Origin of the sequence: Teichococcus vastitatis (assembly GCF_003604215.1) — a bacterium.
Taxonomy (GTDB): domain Bacteria; phylum Pseudomonadota; class Alphaproteobacteria; order Acetobacterales; family Acetobacteraceae; genus Pseudoroseomonas; species Pseudoroseomonas vastitatis.
Genome location: NZ_QXGS01000032.1, coordinates 1 through 20152, shown reverse-complemented (window position 1 = coordinate 20152; position 20152 = coordinate 1). Strand labels below are relative to the sequence as shown.

Genomic DNA, 20152 nt, shown 5'->3' with positions numbered 1-20152 from the left:
CACCTGCGGCCCGCGGCGACAGCGGCCGGCCCGGCTCCGCACCGGATCATTCCGCCGGAGCCGGATGCCCAAGGTTCAGCGCTCAATCACGCTGGCGCACCGCGGACGGAAAGGGTCAGAGCGCCACGAGCAGCAGCAGGGCCGCACAGACAAGGCAGGGGACGCCGGCGACAGCATGGAAGAGCATGCCGCTGAGAAGCGAGCCGACCACCATGCCCAGGCCTTGCGCCGGGCCCAAGGTGCCGGCGGCCGTGCCCTTTTCATGCGGCCTGACAGCATTGGCCGCCATGGCCGAGAAGGCCAGGACGATGCATCCCATGCCGGAGGCCGCCACGAAGCAGGCGGCCCACAGACCGGGGGACGCTGGCAGCCAGGGACACCGCGACGAAGCCGAATGCCGACACGGTGCCGCCGATGCGAATCAACCGCGAGGGAAGCCAGCCCAGGCGCCGCACCAGCATCTGCGACACGAGCAACGCCACGCCTACCAGGATCGGGGCGACGCCGGCGGCCTGCGCCGCCTCGGCAGGGGGAAGTTCCAGGTGCTGCAAAACGAAGAAGCCCACCATCATCTGCGCGTTGGCGACGCAGAGCATGGCCAAAGGCCGTCACCATGGGGCGTCGCAGGCGATGCTCATTCCACCGCAGCGTCGTGGCGGGACGGCGTGCCGCGGGCACCGGCCGCGGAAGTCCAAGCCAGACGGCCGTCGGCGCCAGCACCGGCAGCAACGCCGTGGCGTAGAGCGGCAGGCTGAGGCCCCACGGCGCCAGCAGCGCCGGGATGGCCGGCCCGAGTACCAGTCCCAGCGCGCCTGCCGATCCCGGCAAGGCCATGGCCTCCATCCGCTGATCCGGCGGCACGTGGTCCGCCACCAGGGCCGCGCCGGTGGATGGAACGGCCGCGTAGAAGGTGCCCATCGCGCCTCGCCCGATCATCAGGCCCAAGAACACCAGCCAAGCCGGCGGCAGCCATCACAGCGCCAGATGCACGAGGTCCGAGAACAGCAGGTAGGCGCAGGCGAAGCCGGCCAGGCCGGTCAACAGCACCGGCCGGCGGCCGAGCCTGTGGCTGGCAGTGCCCCAGGGCCGCGCCATCAGCATCCACAGCACGCCGGATACCATCATCGTAGGCCGAACTGCCATGGGGCAAGGCCGAGCACCTGCAGCACCGGGCCGGCCAGGGCGACGAAGGCCATCATGGGCATGCTGCAGGCCATCACATCCGCCAGGAGAGGCAGCAGGTTGAGGGGGCGGGCACACTCATTGCCGGGATCTCCTGGTGGTGCCGCGCGCGGGGAATTTCACCTTGGCCTCAGCCTCGCAGCGTGGCGCCACCATCGACGTAGAGATCGGCCATGGTGACGTGGCCGGCGCGATCGGAGAGCAGAAAGGCGACGGCGTCGGCGATGTCCTCCGGCGTCGCCAGCTTCCGCAGCGGGATGCCGGTCTTGTACTGCTCCGGAATGCCGGCGACGACGTGCACCGCGCCATCCGCATCCGCCCACATGCCTGTCTGCATCGGCGTCAGGGTGGAGCCGGGCGCGACGATGTTGCAGCGGATGCCGTAGGGGGCGAGTTCCAGTCCCAGGCAGCGGGTGAACATGGTGGCCGCCGCCTTGGACGCGGCGTAGGGCGCCATGGCGTGGCGCGGAATGCCCGCCGCATTGGAACTGACCACCACGATGGAGCCCGAGCGGCGCGGCGCCATCACCCGTGCCAGGGCACGGCCCAGGTGAAACACGCCGTCGGCGTTGACGGCGAAGGTCCGGCGCCATTCGGCATCCCCCGTCTCGGCCACCGGATGGTTTGCCAGCACGCCGGCCAGGCTGACGCCGCAGCCGATCGGCCCGTTTTCGGCCTCGATCCGGGAAACCAGCGCATCCACCGCGGCGCTGTCCGTCACGTCCAGCCGCTCGGCCCGCAAGCCGGGCAGGGAAGGGAGGGTGGCGATGTCGAGGTCGGTGGCCACCACCCGCATGCCTTCCTCGGACAGCAGCCGGACCGTCGCCTGCCCGATGCCTCCCGCCGCGCCCGTCACCAGGACCAGCTTGCCGCGCAATCCGCTGGGTCGCATCAATGCTCTTCCATGTCGAACGCCGCCAAGCGGGCGGCCAGGAATGGCGCGATCTGCGCTGTTGCCGCGGCGCCCGTCAGCTCCGCATGATGGGCGGCGACATCCACCACCTCCACCGCGGCCGCGTAGGGGTGCCACAGGGCGGGCGAGATGGCGCTGGTGGCATGCTGCGCGGCGGCATGGAAATGCGTGATGACGCCGTCATAGCGTTCGTGCTCGTGCCGGCGAACCAGCCTATTGTTGCCGCGCACGACCCGCACCACGCCGTCCAGCGCCGATTCCAGAAGCTGCCCGAGCGGATTGTTCTCCGCGCGCAGGAAGGCCAGCACGGCTTCCCGCGTCAAGGGCACCGTGTCCCGCAGTCTTTCCGGATCGTGGCCGCCGATGGCCAGCAGCGCGCGGTAGGGGGCGTGGTCCGCCGGCTCCTCCTGCTGCCGCCAGACCTCGCTCGGATAGGAATCGAGCATGGCGAGCACGCCGACGCGCCGGCCGAGCGCCCGCAGCCGCACCGCCATGGCGTGGGCGATGATGCCCCCGACCGACCAGCCCAGCAGGTGAACAACGCCGTGCGGCCAGATCGCGTCGATGCGCCGCGCATAATTTTCCGCCAGCGCATCCAGGCTTTCCGCCGTGGCCACGCCGTCCGCCAGGGCTGGCGCCTGGAGGCCGTAGACGGTGCGACGAGGCGACAGCGCCCGTGCCAAGCCGCCATAGCACCAGGAGATGCCGCCCGCCGGATGCACGGCGAAGAGCGGCGCCAGTTCCTCGTCTCCCTGCTGCAGCCGCACGATCGGTCCCAGGCCGCTGTCGCTGACTGGACTGTCCTTCAGCAGCGCGGCGAGCCGCTCCACCGACGGATGCTCGAACAGGGTGCCGAGCCCCGGATCCCATCCAAAGATCTCCCGCACCCGCAGCATCAACTCAACTGCCAGCAGCGAGTGGCCACCGAGGGCGAAGAAATCATCCTCGGCGCCGATGCCGTCCACCCCCAGCACCTCCGAGAACAGGTCGGCGACACGGCGCTCCGTTTCATCCGATGCAATACGTCCGGTTGCGGCGGACCGATTCGGTTCCGGCAGCGCTGCGCGGTCCAGCTTGCCGCTGCCATTCACCGGCAGGGCCGCGAGTGTGACAAAGGCGCAAGGCAGCATGGCGTCCGGCAGGCGCGCCGCCGCATGCGCGCGCAGTGCGGCCGCGTCGAAGCCTTTGCCGGGAACCACATAGGCGACGAGGCGCTGATCGCCCGGCCTGTCCTCGCGGAGGATCACCCGGGCCTGACGCAGCCCGGCATAGCCGGCGAGCGCCGTCTCCACCTCGCCCAGCTCGATGCGCTGGCCGCGGATCTTCACCTGCTGGTCGGCCCGCCCGAGAAACACCACCGCGCCATCGGTCCGACGGCGGGCCAGGTCGCCGGTGCGGTAGATCCGTTCCCCGGCGCGAAACGGGCTGCGGAGAAAGGCGCGCGCCGTCAGCTCCGGCTGCCCCAGATAGCCCCGCGCCAGTTGCACGCCGCCCAGGTAGAGCTCGCCGGTGACACCGGGCGGAACCGGGCGCAGTGCCTCATCCAGAACGTAAAGCTGCGTGTTCCACACGGGATGGCCGATCGGCACAGGCCGGCTCCGGTCCTCCCGCGCCGCCGGCCAAGCGCTGACGTCCACCGCCGCCTCGGTGGGTCCGTAAAGGTTGTGCAGCTCGGCCGTGATCCGGGAATGAAAACGGTCCCGCAGATCCGCCGTCAGCTCCTCGCCGCTGCAGAAGACGTGGCGCAGCGCCAGGCCGGCGGAGGCAGGTTCCGCCAGGAAGGCGGCCAGCATGGACGGTACGAAATGCGCCGTGGTGACGCGGGCGCCGCGCAGCAGCGCCGCCAGCGCCGCCGGATCCTTGTGGGCGCCGGGCGGTGCCACGACCAGCGTGCCGCCGCACAGGAAGGCCAGAAAGAATTCCCATACGGACACGTCGAAGGTCGCTGGCGTTTTCTGCAGGATCCGGTCCCCCGGCCCGAAGCCGTAATGCTCCCGCATCCATTCCAGCCGGTTGACGATGGCACGGTGCTCGATGGCGACGCCCTTGGGCGCGCCGGTGGAGCCGGAAGTATAGAGAACATAGGCGAGATCGTCCGGCGCCGGACTGTCCGGCGGGGCGCCGCCCTCCAGCGGCCAGTCGCGCGGTGCCAGCACCGGGATGCCCCCCGGCAGCGGTTCCTCCGCCAGCGCCAGCACGGGTGCGGCGTCCTCCAGGATGCGCAGGATGCGTGCCGTCGGATGCGTGGCGTCGAGGGGCAGGTAGGCGGCGCCCGTGCGGATCACAGCCAGCAACGCCACCACCAGTTCGACGGATCGCTCCAGCGCCACGGCGACGATGCGGCCGCGCCGGGCGCCGCGTGCCTGCAGCGCGGCGGCCAGCGCGGCGGTGCGCGCATCCAGCGCCGCGTAGCTCAGCACCGTGCCGTTGAACTCCAGCGCCGGGACTTCCGGCCGGGCTGCCATCCGGGCGGCGAGCAGCGTCGCCAGGCTCGTTCCCGGTATCGGGTGGCTGGTGGCATTCCATGCATTCAGCAGCCATCGCGTCTCGGTGGGCGTGGCGGTGGGAACGACGGACAATCGCTCCGCCGCCAGCGCCGCGCGGATAAAGCAGGGCAGGCGGCTCGCATGCGCCGCGAGATCGGCGGCCTCGTAGAGGCCGGGATTGGCCTCGATCTCCAGGCGCAGCCCGGCGGCGCCGGGATCGCCGCGAAAGGTCAGGGTAATGTCGTCCACGGGACCGGTGCCGAGCACGTGCCGCGTGGCCTGCAGCCCGGCGAGGATCGGCTGGCCGTCGAACGGCAGCAGGTTCACCAAAGCTCCGTAAAGCCGGCGTCCGGCCCCCAGCAGCCCGAGATCCCTCCGCAACTGTTCCCCACGGTATCGCCCATGGCGGCGGCCGCGCAGCAAGGTTCCGGCGGCCTGGGCCAGAAAGCCCGCCAGCGGCGCGTCCTCATCCGGCGTGAGGCGGAACGGCACCACGTTCATCAGCGTGCAGGCCACGCGGGCCGCCGGGCTGCCGAGACGCCCCATGAGGGCGACGCCGATCGAGACATCGGCCGTGCCGGCGTGGCGGCGCACATAGGCCGCCACGAGGGCTGCCACTAGGTCCGGCCAGGGCAGGCGGTTCGCCGCGGCGGCCGTGCGCAACGCCGCGGCGAGATCCTCATGCAGCAGAACGGAATGACGCAGAGCCTGCCGGCCGGTAACGGCGCGGCCGGAAGCCAGGCCGGCAACCTCGGCAAGTCCTTCCATGGCCTGACGCCAGTATTCCGCATCCTTCTGCTTCTGCGCGCCGTCGCGGTAGGCGGCATCCTCCGCCAGGGCGACGTCGAAGCCGGCCAGCGGCGGGCCGGCGATGCCCCGACCCAGCGCGGCGGCGTAGAGGCTTGCCACGCGCCGCACCATCAGGTCGGTACCGAACGCGTCCAGCGCCAGGTGATGCGCGCGCTGGTACCAGAGATGGCGGACGGGCCCGAGCACATAAAGACACTGCGCCGCCAGGGCATGCCTCGCCGGGTCCGGAGGCCTTGCCATGTCCGCCGCCATGGCGGCCCGTGCGGCCCCTTCCGGATCGGGTTCGGTGGAAAGATCGATGACCTGCAACCAGGGGCGGCGGGCCTCCTCCACCCATTGCACCGGGGTGCCGCCATGGTCCCCGATCCGCAGCGCCAGCGCATCCGCCTCCGACACGGCGCCATTCACCGCGCGGGAAAAGGCCGCCACATCCAGCGGGCCGGCGAGGTCGATGTACTGGCCGGTGTTGAAAATCGGATTCGCGGGATCGAGTTGCTGGGCGAACCAGAGCCCCGCCTGCGCCTCCGTCAGGGGAACCGGACGGGCGGTCGGCGGGCTCATGCGCGGGACTGGCTGCGATCGATGATGGCCCACCAGGCGTTCAGCGTCAGCCGCTCGGCGAATTCGGAGAAATCGAGGCCGAGGCCGGCCTCGTTCCACTGCACCAGCAGGTTCATCGCCCGCATGGAATCCAGGCCGAGGTCGATCAGGTTGTCGTCTCCGCCGATGTCCTCCGGTGCCTCGTGGATCATCGCCGCGATGTCGGTGCGCATGCGGTCCCGCGTCAGCATCACAGGACGGCCAGAAGCTGCGCGGTTGTCATCGGAACCGCGCAGGTTCCGGCGACGTAGTCGAGCGCCGACATGTGCTTCGCCCGCGAGAAATCGGCCACCGCGTCGGCAGCGAAGAAGGGCTCGATGTCGCGCATGAAGGCGTCGGCCGCCGTGAGCGCGCAGCCGATATGGGCGTAGATGCCGCAGACCACCAGCTGGTCCCGCCCACGCACCCGCATCAGCGTTTCCAGGTTGCTGCGCTGGAAGGCGCTGTAGCGATGCTTCGTCAGGACAAGGTCGCCGCTGGCGGGCGCCAGCTCTTCCAGGATCGGCTGGTGCTCGGGCGCGGCTGACATACCAGGTCCCCAGAGATCGGCCTGCAGGCCGCGGTCGCGCCGGTCCTGGTTGCCCTGCTGCGCCGTGTAGAACACCGGAATGCCCTGCGAACGCCCATGCCGCAGCAGGGCAGCGATGTTGCGCACCACCGTTCGCATGGGCTCGGCATCCCGGGCGTAGGGCCGCACGAAATAATGCTGCATGTCGTGCACCAGCAGCGCCGCGCGGTTGCGCTGCACGACCCAGGGGGCGCGGGGTGCTGGCAGTTCCGTGGCGGCCGGCAGCGCATAGGAGGGAATGGTGGGCAGGCCCTTGGCGATCATGCTGGCGAACTCTTGTGCGGATAGCTGTTTAGCGTTGTTGCAGGAACTGGTCGCGCAGGCGCGCGCGCAGCTCCTTCCGGCTGATCTTGCCCGCGGCGGTGGTGGCGAACGCTTCCACGAACACGATCTGATCCGGCACCTTGAACTCGGCGATGCCGCGCTGCCGCATCCAGTGCTTCAGCACCGCAGCCCTTGTCTTTTCTCCCTGGGCGATAACGAAGGCGCAGGACCGCTCGCCGAGATAGGGATCAGGGATGGACACGATGGCGGCGTCGAACACACCGGGATGCGCGAGGAGGTGGTTCTCGACCTCCTCGGCCGAGATCTTCTCGCCGGCCCGGTTGATGTGGTCGCCCGCCCGGCCCCGGACTTCGAGGTAACCGCCCGGCAGCCGGCGGACGATGTCGCCCGTGCGGTAGAAGCCATCCTCGGTGAAGGACCGGGCATTGGCGGCATCGTCGTTGTGATAGTTCCGGATGGTGTAGGGACCGCGTGTCAGCAGATGGCCAGGCTGCCCCTCAGGAACAGGGTTTCCCCCATCGTCGAGCACCAGCACCTCGTCATCCGGACTGATCGGGCGCCCCTGGGTCGAGACGATGATCTCCTCCGGATCGTCCTGGCGCGTGTAGTTCACCAGGCCTTCCGCCATGCCGAACACCTGCTGCAGCTGGCAGCCCAGAACCGGCCGCACGCGGCGCGCGGCCTCTTCCGCGAATTTGGCCCCGCCGACCAGCAGCACGTCCAGACTGGACAGATCCTCCCCCCGTCCCGGGGCCGCCTGCATCCACAACAAGGCCAAGGGCGGCACCAGCCCGGTGATGGTGACCTTTTCCCGCTCGATCAGCGGGAAGGCCACATCGGGGCTGGGGGAAGGGCTAAGCACCACTTTCGCGCCGGCATGCAACGCGCCGATATGGCCCGGCGAGGACATCGGGAAATTATGCGCCGCTGGCAGCGCCACCAGAAAGACGCTGTTCTCCGTCACGCCGCAGATCTCGTTGCTGGCCCGGCAGGAGTAAAGGTAATCGTCATGCGTGCGTGATATCAGCTTGGACAAGCCGGTGCTGCCGCCGGAGATCTGGATAAAGGCGACGTCCGACGGAGTGGCGTCTGGCGGCAGCACGGCTTCGCCGTGCTGTTCCGTGGCCAGCAGGATGAACTCCTCCGCATCACCGGAGGCGACCACCACGTGGCGGACAGCTGGCACCTCGGCCCGCAATGCGCGTGCCTGCTGACAATAGTCGAACCCGTCATGCCGTTCGGCGATGACGTAGCCGACGGCCTCCGACGTCCGGGCGAAATGCGCGATCTCGGTGATGCGGTGTGCCGGCAGCGCATAGAGCGGAACCATGCCGGCGCGGAACAGGCCGAACACCGCCGCGAAGAACTCTGCGATGTTGGGCAACTGAACCACCACCCGGTCGCCCGGCCGCAGGCCGGCCCGCAGAAAGCCCGCGGCCGCGGCCTCGGCGCGGGCGAGCAGCTCGGCATACGTCCAGCGCCGCTCCCGGTCGATGATGGCCTCGGCATCCGGCCGCTCAACCGCCTTCCTGCGCAGGAAGCCCGAAAAGGTTTCTCCGGTCCAGTAGCCCTTCTCGCGATAGCGCCGTGCGACATCCTCGGGCCAAGCCTGGCGCAGCGGGATCACGGACGCTGCTCCTGCATCTCGATGCCCAGGGCCTGGAGAAGGGCGCCGTACTTGGCAGCCGTCTCATCCGCTTCCGCCCATGGGTCGGAGCCCGGAACAATGCCTGCGCCCGCATAAAGCCGCGCGGTGTGTCCGGCGACCTCGGCGCAGCGGATGGAGACATACCAGGCGCCATCGCCCGCCGCATCGCACCAGCCCACGGCGCCGGCGTAGAAATCGCGCGCATAGGGCTCAATCTCGCGGATCAGCCGCGCCGCCATGTTCCGTGGCAGCCCGCAGATGGCCGGGGTGGGATGCAGCAGGGCGGCCAGTCCGGCTGCGTTGATCGATCCGTCCTTCAACTCGCCCTCGATGCGGGTGCCAAGATGCCACATGCTTCGCGTGCCCACCGGCATCATGCCCTGCGGCGCCGAGAGGCGCCGGCAATGGGGGGCCAGCGTGTCGAGGATGAAGTCGGCGACGATGGCATGCTCCCGCCGGTCTTTCTCGGAGCGGAGAAGACCGTCGGCGGCGGCGCGATCGGCCGCGGGCTCGGAGTGTCGCCGCGCCGAACCGGCGAGCGGGTGCGAGAGCACGCGCAGGCCCTGCTTGGCCACCAGCAGCTCCGGCGTCGCGCCAACCAGAACGCGCGGCGCGCCCCCGCGCGGTGGCAGCGGAACCAGGAAGCCGGTGATGGCGGGATCTGTTGCGAGGCGGGCGAGCAGGGCCAGCGGGTCGATCGGCGCATCGGCGGCGGCGACCAGGCTGCGCGACAGCACGATCTTGCTCAACTCCTCCGGCCGGCCTGCGCCCGCGGCCATGACGTCCAGCGCGCGGCGGACCGAGGCGGCGTAGCCCGCGGCGTCCGGCTCATGCCGGAGGCGCCATCGCAGCGCCGGGGGCGGGCCCGGCGGCGCGGCATCCCTTCGCCGCCGCGTCGCCCGTGGCTGCACCAGGTAATCCGCCTGCGTCGGCTCGAAGGGGAGGGCGCCGGCCAGCACGGCACCGGCATCAGCCCCGGCGAAGAAAGCCGCCACGCGCGCGCCCAGCGTGTCCGCAGGGCCCGCCGGCAGCACGGCGCGAAGACCTTCGCCCAGCAGCGTGCCAGCGGCGCCCTGGAGAACAACGGTCGTTTGCCCCTGGGCCGAGGCCTGCCGCGCCCGGGTTCCATCCGCTACGATGCTCACCGCCGTCATGCTCCGCTCAGAAGCGGATCATGCAGACGGTGTCACCGTTGGGATCGTCGACCGGCGGCTGGCCCCGGCCAGCACTGGGCGCCTTGTTGGTAACGTAAGCGATGCCGGTGGCAGGGTCCACGGCCACGGTGTTCGGATGGGATCCGGTCGCCAGGCTGTTCCGCACGACCAGGGTGGTGCCGTCGACGATGCTGACCGTGCCCGCGCCGCGGTTCGCCACCAGGATCGTGCCATTGCCGGGATGCAACGTGACGCCGAGGGCTCCCGCTCCCGTGGCGATGGACTTCACCACCGTGCCGGACTCCGCGTCCAGCACCGTCAGGGTGCCGGATTTCTGGTTGGCGACGAACAATCGATTCCTGGCCGCATCATAGGCGGCGTTGACGGGGCCCTCGCCACCCGAGGCGAAGCTGCGCTTCACCGCGCCGTCCGCGAGATCGACTGTGAGCACGTCGTTGGTCTTGAGCCGCGTGGCGAAGGCGCGGTTGCCCGTGCGGTCCAGCGCCAGGCCGGTCAGGCCTTCATCCAGACCCTTATCGAACACGGCGGCGACTTCGTTGCGCGCGCCGTCGATGACCCAGATGGCGCTGGGTTTCTCCCGGTAGCCATAGACGGAGACATAGGCCTTGTTCGCCTCCTCATCCACCAACACCTGGCGCACATGCGCGTCCTCGTCACGCGCGATGGTCGCGACGGTGCGCCCGGTCCTCAGGTCGATCGCCGAGACGCTGCCGGACCGCGTATTGGTGGTGTAGAGCGTGCCGGTGCTGTCATTGACGGCGAGGCCAAAGGCCGGCTGCGGCAGCGCGAGCCTGCCCTTCACGTCCAGCGTGCGCGGATCAAGGGCCAGGATCACGGCCTCATTGCCGCCGCGCGAACCTGCGGCGGCAACGTGCAGCAATCCCGTCGTGCGGCTCGCCACCAGCTCATACAACCCACCCGGCGCCAGCTTCACCTTGTGCTGCACCGCCGCTGCGGCCAGGGCAGGGCGCAACCATCCCGCGAAGGCCAGCGTCGCCGCCAGGCCGAGCCCATGGCGACGGGAGAGAACCATGCGTTCCGAGATCTGAGCCACGTCGTGTCCTTCTCGCGGGTTGTCGGCCGGGACCGGGAAGCGAGGGGCGGCAGGGAATCCGGCCGGCCACATGGCGCCCGGCAAGCCCTGCCAGCCAAGCGCCGCTTGGACGACCTGCCAACATTGCGAATCATTCGCAATATCAATTCTAGGATCGAGGGCGCGGAAGTCAAGTCGCGGCTGCCGCAGCGTCGTTTCGCCGGATGGTTCCGGCTTGATGGCAGACAGGCCGGGTCCGCCTAGGCGGATGGAGCTCCCGGCAACACGCCGTTCGCGGGCTGCTCGTTGTGCCGCGATTCCGGCAGACCGGTCGGCAGGCTGGCCAGCGAGACGGCGAGCACGGAGAGCAGCGCCAGCGCCAGACTGGGGATCAGCACCGCCCAGGGGGCGCGCTCGACATAGGGAATGCCTTCGGCCAGCACGAGTCCCCATTCCGGTGCTGGCGGGCGCGGCCCGAGGCCCAGGAAGCCGAGCGCCGCCAGCGCCAGGGCGATGCCGGGCAGCCGAAGCATGGCGTGCCGGAACACCGGCCCGATCACCGCCGGAAGCACGTAGCGGCTCATCAGCCGGAAGCGCCCCACGCCCAGGATCGGCGTGATCCGCACATGCGGCTGCGCCTTGACCTCCGTCACCAGGGCTGCGGTGTGGGCCGCCAGCGGTGCCCAGGCCACGGCGGCGACCGCGACGATGGCGCCGCCGGCGCTTGGCCCCAACACGGCGGACGCGACGAGGCCGGCGATCACGGGCGGGGTCGCCTTGGTGATTTCGATGGGCCCGGCCGCGGCGCGCGGGGCCAGTCCGATCAGCAGGCCCAGGCAAAGGGCCGCCATCACCACCGCCAGCGCCATGCCGATCGTGGACAGCGCACCATGCGCCACCCGGGCCAGCACGTCCCGCCCGGTGCCGTCGGCGCCGAGCGGCAGGTCCAGGCTCGGCGGCTGCAGCCGCAGGAATTCGGACCCGAACGGATCGCGGGGCCATCCGGCCACCACCAGCAGCACCAGCAGCGTCGCGGCGGTCACCGGAACAACCCAGCCCCACCTCGACCGGCGGTAGGCAGTGGCCGGGACCGGCAGGCTTCCGAGCCGCAACGCACGACCCAGCAGCACGGCGCGGACGATGTTGGCCAGGGCGCCCAGGAACACCGCGTTGAGCAGCAGGATCAGGATGCCGGTCTGCAGGGCCGGCAGGTCCTGCGCGGACGCCGCGCCGAGCGTGGCCCGCCCGATGCCGGGTATGGAGAAGACCTGCTCCACCGCGATGGCGCCGCCGGTCATGCCCACCATCACCATGCCGACCTGCGGCATTAAGCTGGGCAGGGTGCGCCGCAGAACGGCGCCGACGATCCTGAGGCGGGAAAATCCGGCAACGCTCCAGGTCGCGACCCATCGCTCACTGAAGGTGGCGGACAGCCCGTCCGCGAACAGCCGGCCCAGCAACCCGCCCGCCGGCAGACCGAGCGCCAGCGCCGGCAACAGGGCGTATTCCATGCCGCGCCACCCATAGGGGGGAAGCCAGCGCAGCCAGACGGCGAACACCACGAGCAGAACCGAGGCCAGCAGGAAATCGGGCAAGGCGGTCAGCGCCGCCCCGAGGGCGCCGCCGGACCGGGTCGGCCGCCCCTGCAGCCCGCGGCGGATCGTCGGCAGGCACAGCAACGCCGTGATCGCGGCCGCGACGCCGAAGGCACAGGCCATCAGTGTCAGCGACACCTGCGCGGCCTGCAGCATGCCGGGCAGCACCGGAGCCCCCGAGATCCAGGACGTGCCGGCGTCGCCCTGCAGCAGCCCGCCGAACCAGAGCCGGAGCTTCTCGAACGGTCCGGCATCGAGGCCGAGCTGCGCCCGGATCGACGCCAGCGCTTCCGGCGTGGCCTCCTGGTCGCCGGAGCGGGCGCGCAGGATGCTCAGGGCGGGATCCCGGCCCGACAGCCAGGGCAGGAGCCCGACCAGGACAAGCACGCCGAGAAGGGTGACGCCGCGCGACAAGGTGGGCAGGAAGGGATCGATGCGTCCCCGGCGGCGTTTCATCGCCCTTGTCGTCTCAGCGCGCGGCAGGGCGCAGCACGGTGCGCTCGGTGATCAGGGCGCGTTCCCGTGGGTCCCTTTCCGCACCGAAAACATGGGCTGTCTCGCCCTGGATCACCCGCTCGTGCAGCATCGGGATGGCGGCGCCGGTTGCCAGGATGGCGGCCTCGGCGTCGATGATGGCTTGGCGGCGTTCCGGTCCAGCCGGCGCCGCGGCGGCCCGGGTCAGTGCCTGATCGACCTGCGGATCGCAGAGCTGCGCGATGTTGAAGGAGCCAATGCAGGAGAAGTCGCTGAACATGTACGCCACCGGGTCACCTGAATCGAGCACCGTGGCGCGCGACAGGATGAAGACGTCGAACCGCCCGGCCAGCGCATCGGCCTCGATATGCGCGTATTGCCGCACCTCCTGCCGCACCTTGAAGCCGGCGCGGATCAGTTGCTGTTCCACCAGCACGGCGACCTCGGGAAGCTCCGCGCGATCAGTGAAGGTCGCCAGGGTGATCGCCGCACCGTCCGGCTTACCGGCAGGGGTGGGATTCGCGACCGGCTTGCGCAAGCCTTCGGCCCAGGGCAGCGCGGGGCCAAGCAGGCCGCGCGCGATGTCGGCCCGTCCTTCATAAACCGTGCGGACGATCGGCGCGCGGGCAATGGCGTCCCGCGCCGCCGCACGCAGCGCCGGGTCGGCCATCGGTCCGCGCTTGGTGTTCAGGTAGAGCGTGTTGGTGCGCGGCATCGGCACTTCATGCACCAGCGCAGGATCCACTAGGGCGGCCTGCGACACGGGAACGGCCTCCACCACGTCGGCGACGCCGGTGCGCAGGGAGGCCGCGCGGGCCGTGCCGTCCGAGACGTAGTCGGCGTCGATCCCGGCGATCCGCGCCTTCTCGCCCCAATAGCCGTCGAAGCGGTCAAGGCGCGCGCTGGTGACGCCGTTGATCTCGCGCAGCACGAAAGGTCCGGTGCCGGCCTGGATCGGGTTGACCCGGCCGTCGGAGCGGTAGGCCCTGGCCGCCAGAATGGCGAGCTGCGGACTGGACAGGCGGTTCGGCAACAGCGGATCGTCCTTTTCCGTCCGGACGATCACGGCGTCGTCGCCATCGGCTTGCACTGTCATGGTGACGCCGTCCAGGATTCGCGGCTTCGGCGCCGCGCGCGTCGCGGTGGTCAGGGCGTTCACCACCTGGGCAGCCATCAAGGGCGTGCCGTCATGGAACAACACCCCCTGGCGGATCACGAAACGCCAGCTCCGCGGGTCGATCCGCTGCCAGCCGGTCGCCAGAAAGGGCTGCGGATCGCCGGCGGCATCGAGGCGGATCAAGGTCTCGGCCGTGCTCCAGCGCGACAGCTTGAAGGCGTCATCGGAGAGCGGGCTGAGGCCCGAGCGCGGCGGCTGCAGCATGGCAAGGCGGATCCGCCTGTCGGCGCTGGCTTCCACGGCTCCGGCGCTTCCAGTTCCAGGGAGCAGGGGCAGGAACAGCGTGGCGATTCCGCCCAGCGCGGCGAACATGAGGGGACGGCTTGCGGTCATCGACGCGCTCCTTCGGTTGTTGGGGCAGGGCTTGGTGGAACATCCGGGGCCGCATGCGGAGAGCGGCTCCTCAGAGCGGGGCGGTCACCACCGGGACCGACAAGGGGAGAATGGCCGCGATCAGGTCCCTGGTGCGGGGGTGGCGGGGGCTGCGCAGCAGGGACGCGGTGGGGCGATCCTCGACGATGCTGCCCTCGTCCATCACCAGGGTGCGCTGGCAGAGGCTCGAAACCACCGAAAGGTCGTGCGAAACGATCAGCAATCCGGTGCCAGTGGCTTCCGACAGGCTGCGCAACATGGCCACGACCTGTGCGCGGATCGGCAGGTCGAGGCCGCTGACCGGCTCGTCCGCCAGCAGGTAGGATGGGCGCGTCGCGATGGCACGGGCGATGGCGACGCGCTGGGCCTGCCCGCCGGACAACTCCCCCGGCCGCCGCGTCAGCAGCCGGCGGTCGAGCCCGACCTGCTCCAGCGCCTCCTGCGCGCGCTGGACGTGATCGCAATCGACATGCAGCCGGAGCAGCGGCTCGGCGACCAGCGCCTGCACGGTCATGCGCGGGTCCAGCGAAGCCGCCGGGTCCTGCGGAATGTATTGCACGGCCCGCCGGTACCAGCGCATCAGCGGCACCGAGGCTGGCCGCACGGGCTTGCACTGGCAGGTGATCTCGCCGCTGTCCGGCAGTTCCATGGCCAGTAGCGAGCGGAGAAGCGTGGTTTTGCCGGAACCCGACATGCCGACCAGCCCGACCCGCTCACCAGGTTGCAGGCTGAGGGTCACGTCCCGAATGGCGGGCCTGCGCTCCGCCGGCCGCCAGAAGGTCCGGCCGGGCAGGTCGTAGCTCAGGCTCAGGCCGCGCACTGACAGAAAGGAGCCATCATTGTTCAGGGGCGAGGCGCCGGACATTCAGGCGGTCCCTGCGGCGGAATATGCGGAGGGCGATGCGCGGTCGATGCTGCCGGCCTGCGCGGCGGCGATCAGCCGACGGGTATAATCGTGGCGGGGCGCCGCCAGCACGGCGGCCAGGTCGCCCGCTTCCACGATGGCGCCGTCCTTGATGATGATCGCCCGGTCGCAGAGTTGCGCAGCGGCGCCCAGATCATGCGTGATGAAGAGCAGGCCGGGCGCATCAGGTTCCTCCGTGCCGGCCTTCAGTGCCCGCAACACCTGAGCCTGGGTGACCACGTCGAGTGCGGTGGTGGGCTCGTCGGCCACCAGCAGCGAGGTCTTGCAGGCGAGCGCCAGCGCGATGCAGGCCCGCTGCCTCTGCCCGCCGGAGATCTCGGGCGGGCACCGCCGCAGCATGTCCTCGGGATTGGGCAGGCCCATGGCGGCCAGCAGTTCGACCGCCCTGATCCGGGCGTCCATCGCGCCGAGACCCTGGCGGCGGCGCAACGGCTCCTGCAGCTGCGATCCGATTGATACGAGCGGGTTCAGGGCGGAATAGGAATCCTGAAACACCATCGCCACGCGAGCCGAAGCGGGCCGAAGCGGGGCGGGCAGGCGGCTGACTTCATGGCCGGCGACCGCGATGCTTCCTTTCAGATTGATGTTCGCGGGAAGCAGGCCGAGGACGGCGCCGGCGGTCAGGGACTTGCCCGACCCGGACTCGCCGAGCAGGCAGACCCGCTCGCCCCGGCCCACCGCGAAGCTGAGATCGTGGACAATCTGCCGCTGCCCGGCGTCGAGACTGAGGCCGCGCACGGAGAGAACCGGACCGGAACGCGACTTCAAGTTGAACTGCCCTCGCATGTCTGCCCGACACCACCGCGTTGCCGGACGGAGGGGATGTTATAACCTAACAGAACCAGGGTGATAAGCACCTGATCGGCCGATGATGCTGTCAGGAGCAGCGCGGAACGCCGCCTACGCGACGGCTCTGCCGGTGCAGCATCTTCGCCGAAGCGCTGCTTCCCCGGGCTGAGCCCATCCGGAGTGCCACGCCACGACCATGGACGCCGGGCTCCGGCTGCCAGCGGACAAGCCGGGCCATCATCGCGGGCAGTGCTGCGAGGGGCATCCGGCGGCCTTGTTCCGATGGCAGACCCCGACCCGCTCCGGCTTGCCCAACGTCATCGAGGCTGCGGGGGAAGAAACTGGATGTGGAGCCTGCCATGATGCGGCGAGATCCCAAGGTGGGCGGACACGCCGAAGACCTCCAGAAGCCTCTGCCGCGTCAGCACGTCCGCCGGGGCTCCCGCGGTGCGGACCCGGCCATTCTGCAGAAGAACAAGATTGTCGCAGAACATGGCCGCCAGATTGAGGTCGTGCAGGGCCACGACGGTGGTGACCGGCAGGCGCCGGATCAGGGCAAGGATCTCCAGCTGATGCTGCACATCGAGGTGATTGGTGGGCTCGTCGAGCAGCAATTCCTGAGGATGCTGCGCCAAGGCGCGGGCGATCTGCGCGCGCTGGCGCTCGCCCCCCGACAGGGTATGCCAGAGGCGGTGACGCAGCGCGTGAAGGCCGACATGGCACAGCACCTGATCCACCAGCGCCCCGTCCGGGGCATTCCAGGAGGAGAACAGGCCGCGATGCGGAACCCGGCCGAGCCGCACCACGTCGAGCACGGTGACGGGCGCCTCGGTCGCCGCCTGCTGCTCCACCATGGCGACACGGCGGGCCAGCGCGCCGCGCGGACAGCGATCGATGTTCCGCCCGTCCAGCGTGACCACTCCACTGGCAACGCGGCGCAGCCCGGCCAGCAGCCGCAGCAGACTGGACTTGCCGGATCCGTTCGGCCCGATCAGCCCCAACACCTGCCCCGGCGCCGCTTCCAGCGTCACCCCGTCCAGCACCATTCTGCCGCCGGCGGACCAGCCTACGTTGCGCGCGGCAATCGTCACGACGCGCGCCGGGCCCGGCACAGGATGGCGGCGAAGGCGGGGGCACCGAACAACGCCGTCACCACGCCGATCGGAAGGGTCTGCTGGGGAACCAGGATGCGCGACAGGATGTCGGCCACGACGGTCAGGATCGCACCCAGCATGATCGTGGCCGGCAGCAGGCGGGCATGGCCGGGACCGGCGAGGAAGCGGGCCGCGTGCGGCACCACCAGGCCGATGAAGCCGACCGTGCCGGTGATGCTGACGAGAACCGCCACCATCGCCGCGGTGCAGCCGAACAGCACGGCCCGCACCCGGGCAATCCGGATACCCAGGGCCATCGCGGCGTCCGGACCGAACGCGAAGGCATCCAGCGCCCGCGCATGGAGAAGACACATTCCGCATGCCACCAGCACGACGGGGGCCGCCAGCGCGAGGTCGGTCCACCGCACCCCGCTCAGATTGCCGAGCAGCCAGAACATCACGCCCCGAGCCTGCTCGGCATTCGCCGCCGTGGCGACGATGTAAGAGGTGACAGCGTTGAACAACTGGGAAACGACGATGCCCGCCAGGATCACCCGCTCCGCGCTGCCGCCCGAAGCAGAAGCCAGGGCCGCCACCACCGCCAGGGCGAGCAATGCGCCGATAAAAGCGCCGCCCGAGAGGGATATCGCTCCCGCACCCAGGCCCAGGATCGCAATGGCGACAGCGCCGCTGGATGCGCCGGCGGAGAGTCCCAGCACATAGGGCTCCGCCAGGGGATTGCGCAGCAGAGTCTGGAGCACTGCGCCGGTGACCGCCAGCCCAGCCCCCAGAACCGCGGCAAACAGGGCGCGGCTCAGCCGATATTCCCAGATGATGCCGTCCTGTATGCGGCCGACCTCGTAGCCGGTTCCCAGCAGGCGATTGCTCATCACCTGCAGGGACGTGCCGATCGGGATCGACATCTCTCCGACCGAAACGGCGACGGTGATGCCGAGTAGCAGGACGATGGCCGCCACCCCGATGAGATTGAAGCCTGCCGCCTGCCTGCTGCCGATCCGGGCCGCCGGATCCATCACCTGGGCATCGCCAGCGCAGTGATGCCCCGTGCGACGGCTTCGATGCCGTCGATGGTCCGGATGGTCGGGTTCATGGATTGCGCATCCAGAGCGATGACGCGCTGCTGCCGCACGGCCCGCATCTGGCTCGCCACCGGATCGGTTTCCAGGAAGCGGCGCTTCACCGCCACGTCATCCGCGGGGAAGCGCCTGCGCTCCATGGATCCGAGCACCAGGAGCGCCGGGTCGGTGGCAACCAGGGTTTCCCACGCGATAGTTGGCCATTCTTCATCAGTTTCGATGACGTTGCGCAATCCGAGGCGCCTCATGATGTAGGCCGCACCGCCGTTGCGGCCGGCCACAAAAGCATCCCCCTTGACCTCACGACTGGAAAACCAGAAGAGGGCCGGCAATCCGTCCGCCTTGATGGCTGCGACCGCGGCAACCGCTTTCGCTTCGCGCTCCACCAGCTGCGAAACCAAGGCCTCGCCCCGGGCGGCCACGTCGAAGATCGCGGCCAGTTCACGGATCTCCTGGTAGATCAGTTCCATGCCGAAGGGTTGACGCCGGGCTCCGTCGCCGGTGCCCGTGTTGTCCTTTGCCGTGCAATCGGCCGGAGACACGTAGGTGGGTATGCCAAGGTCGGCGAATTGTTCCCGGCGCCCCACGCGTCCATGGGAACCCACGTGCCACTCGAGCTGTGCGGCAACCAGATCGGGAGCCTGCCCCACCACCGATTCAAAACTGGGATCGTTGTCGGCCAGCCGGGGGATGCGCCTGTTCTCCACAGCAAATTGCGGCAGCACGCGGCCGACCCATACGGCCGTGCCGGCTATGTGATCGGTCAGCCCCAGGGACAGCAGGATCTCGGTCGTGCCCTGCCCGATGGATACGGTGCGCTGCGGAGGACGGGCAAAGGTCACCTCCCGGCCGCAGTTTCGAAGGGTGAGGGGGTAATTAGTGGGTTCGGCGGCTTGCACGGGCGACAGCATCAGGCCGACCAAGCCGGCGATCGACAGAAATCGTCCGGTTCGGCCGGACAGCGCCCCGGCTGGAAGAAACATCAGCCCGCAGCCTCCTTTCAGCGAGTTGCTGAGACATCTCATCGCTGCTCTCTGTCGGTTGATGCGTCGCACGAAATCGCTGCCCCTCCACGCTGCCGGTGGGCCGGGAACCGCAGACGGCCGGGCCTCGGCCCGGCTGCCATTGCTGCTGGAGGTCACGCGCCGTCCCGCAGAATCGCCACGCCTGCGGCCATGTGCGGAAGCTGCTGTCCATAGGTTTCGGCATAGCGTGCCGCGAAAATCGCGCGTTCCAGCGCTTCACAATGATCAAGATGGCGGAGCAGGCGACGCTCGGCCCGCTGACTGCTTCCCGTCTGCCGGCGAAACAGGCGCCACAGCTTCATGGCGTTGACAGCCCAGGGATCGTAGGCGTGTTGCTGCAGCCGGCGCCGCACGGATGGCGGAAGCGCATCGAAGCAAGCCCACTCGTCGCCCGGCCACCTGTGCCACTGATCTTGGCGAAAGGTCGTGTCATTCGCGGAGGTTGCCCTGTTCATCGGGATGGCACGGGCTGGCGAGACTTGGTTGCCAGGCTGCGGAGGGCCCCTGCCTTGATAGTGGCCGCCATCGCTTGAGGCCGTCGGAGCCTCTGCTGGAACGTCGGCAACGCATGGCCGGCACATGTGTGGACAGGGGAAACCCGAACCAGGGAAACATCATATGACATGTAGGTACGTTATAACATAACGTTGAGACTGCCAAGATCCTCCTCATTCACGGCCACGCAGCGGCCCGGAGAGCTGGAGATACGCTCCCCGTCGGAGGCCTTCCACGGCATCCCCCGGCATCCGCAGCGCAGCAGTGCGAAAGGGATCGAACCTTTACCTTTGCCCGGACCGTCCAAGGCTGTTCGAGGGTGAGCGGTCGGTGATTGCTGTTTTTTTCTTGTTGTAGGGATGGGTGTTGTGGATCAGGCGGTGATGTTGGTTTGGCTGAGGCTGGCGTG

General features: G+C 69.6%; 17 protein-coding genes and 1 pseudogene. All 18 read right to left on the bottom strand.

Translation table 11 applies throughout. The features are described from left to right. Window positions 1-260: 260 nt before the first annotated feature. The 18 genes and pseudogenes from D2K64_RS25615 to D2K64_RS19355 all read right to left on the bottom strand — a co-directional run bounded on the left by D2K64_RS25615 (window position 261) and on the right by D2K64_RS19355 (window position 19703). Entirely contained in the window at window positions 261-596 is a 336-nt protein-coding gene (locus D2K64_RS25615) for a hypothetical protein (protein WP_238384306.1), read from the bottom strand. Between the two features lie 43 nt (window positions 597-639). Continuing rightward, window positions 640-918, bottom strand: a pseudogene (locus tag D2K64_RS26260) (MFS transporter); the annotation flags it as partial. Window positions 919-972: 54 nt separating this feature from the next. Next, a complete protein-coding gene (locus D2K64_RS25175; RefSeq protein WP_202910758.1) occupies window positions 973-1143 on the bottom strand; it encodes a hypothetical protein in 171 nt (56 codons plus the stop codon). A gap of 169 nt (window positions 1144-1312) precedes the next feature. Next, window positions 1313-2074, bottom strand: a complete 762-nt coding sequence (locus tag D2K64_RS19425) for a 2,3-dihydro-2,3-dihydroxybenzoate dehydrogenase (RefSeq protein ID WP_120010043.1) — start codon at window positions 2072-2074, stop codon at window positions 1313-1315. Then, window positions 2074-5952 carry a non-ribosomal peptide synthetase gene (locus D2K64_RS19420; protein WP_120010042.1) on the bottom strand — a complete coding sequence of 1293 codons (3879 nt, stop codon included), beginning with the start codon at window positions 5950-5952 and terminating at the stop codon, window positions 2074-2076. The genes D2K64_RS19425 and D2K64_RS19420 overlap by 1 nt, the downstream gene beginning before the upstream one ends. Then, entirely contained in the window at window positions 5949-6182 is a 234-nt protein-coding gene (locus D2K64_RS19415; protein ID WP_120010041.1) for a phosphopantetheine-binding protein, read from the bottom strand. Before D2K64_RS19415 ends, D2K64_RS19420 begins: the two co-directional genes overlap by 4 nt. Then, a complete protein-coding gene (locus D2K64_RS19410; protein WP_120010040.1) occupies window positions 6182-6823 on the bottom strand; it encodes an isochorismatase family protein in 642 nt (213 codons plus the stop codon). The genes D2K64_RS19415 and D2K64_RS19410 overlap by 1 nt, the downstream gene beginning before the upstream one ends. Window positions 6824-6851: 28 nt before the next feature. Continuing rightward, complete coding sequence (locus D2K64_RS19405) at window positions 6852-8471, bottom strand: (2,3-dihydroxybenzoyl)adenylate synthase (RefSeq protein WP_120010039.1); 1620 nt, start codon at window positions 8469-8471, stop codon at window positions 6852-6854. Then, window positions 8468-9637, bottom strand: coding sequence for an isochorismate synthase (locus D2K64_RS19400; RefSeq protein ID WP_370765149.1), 1170 nt, complete (start codon window positions 9635-9637; stop codon window positions 8468-8470). Before D2K64_RS19400 ends, D2K64_RS19405 begins: the two co-directional genes overlap by 4 nt. Before the next feature lie 16 nt (window positions 9638-9653). Next, entirely contained in the window at window positions 9654-10721 is a 1068-nt protein-coding gene (locus D2K64_RS19395) for a YncE family protein (protein ID WP_238384305.1), read from the bottom strand. A gap of 239 nt (window positions 10722-10960) precedes the next feature. Further along, entirely contained in the window at window positions 10961-12751 is a 1791-nt protein-coding gene (locus tag D2K64_RS19390) for an ABC transporter permease subunit (protein WP_120010036.1), read from the bottom strand. 13 nt (window positions 12752-12764) lie between these two features. Then, the gene (locus tag D2K64_RS19385; protein ID WP_120010035.1) at window positions 12765-14279 is read right to left on the bottom strand and encodes an ABC transporter substrate-binding protein; all 1515 of its coding nucleotides are present in this window, start codon (window positions 14277-14279) and stop codon (window positions 12765-12767) included. A gap of 70 nt (window positions 14280-14349) precedes the next feature. Continuing rightward, window positions 14350-15183, bottom strand: a complete 834-nt coding sequence (locus tag D2K64_RS19380) for an ABC transporter ATP-binding protein (protein WP_120010034.1) — start codon at window positions 15181-15183, stop codon at window positions 14350-14352. Then, window positions 15184-16011 (bottom strand): ATP-binding cassette domain-containing protein, encoded by an 828-nt coding sequence (locus D2K64_RS19375; protein ID WP_202910757.1) that lies wholly within the window; start codon window positions 16009-16011, stop codon window positions 15184-15186. A gap of 338 nt (window positions 16012-16349) precedes the next feature. Then, the gene (locus tag D2K64_RS19370) at window positions 16350-17123 is read right to left on the bottom strand and encodes an ABC transporter ATP-binding protein (RefSeq protein WP_120010055.1); all 774 of its coding nucleotides are present in this window, start codon (window positions 17121-17123) and stop codon (window positions 16350-16352) included. Continuing rightward, window positions 17120-18160, bottom strand: a complete 1041-nt coding sequence (locus D2K64_RS19365) for a FecCD family ABC transporter permease (protein ID WP_120010032.1) — start codon at window positions 18158-18160, stop codon at window positions 17120-17122. Before D2K64_RS19365 ends, D2K64_RS19370 begins: the two co-directional genes overlap by 4 nt. Further along, entirely contained in the window at window positions 18160-19206 is a 1047-nt protein-coding gene (locus D2K64_RS19360) for an ABC transporter substrate-binding protein (RefSeq protein ID WP_120010031.1), read from the bottom strand. The genes D2K64_RS19365 and D2K64_RS19360 overlap by 1 nt, the downstream gene beginning before the upstream one ends. 155 nt (window positions 19207-19361) lie before the next feature. Beyond that, entirely contained in the window at window positions 19362-19703 is a 342-nt protein-coding gene (locus D2K64_RS19355; RefSeq protein WP_120010030.1) for a DUF6525 family protein, read from the bottom strand. Window positions 19704-20152: the final 449 nt, after the last annotated feature.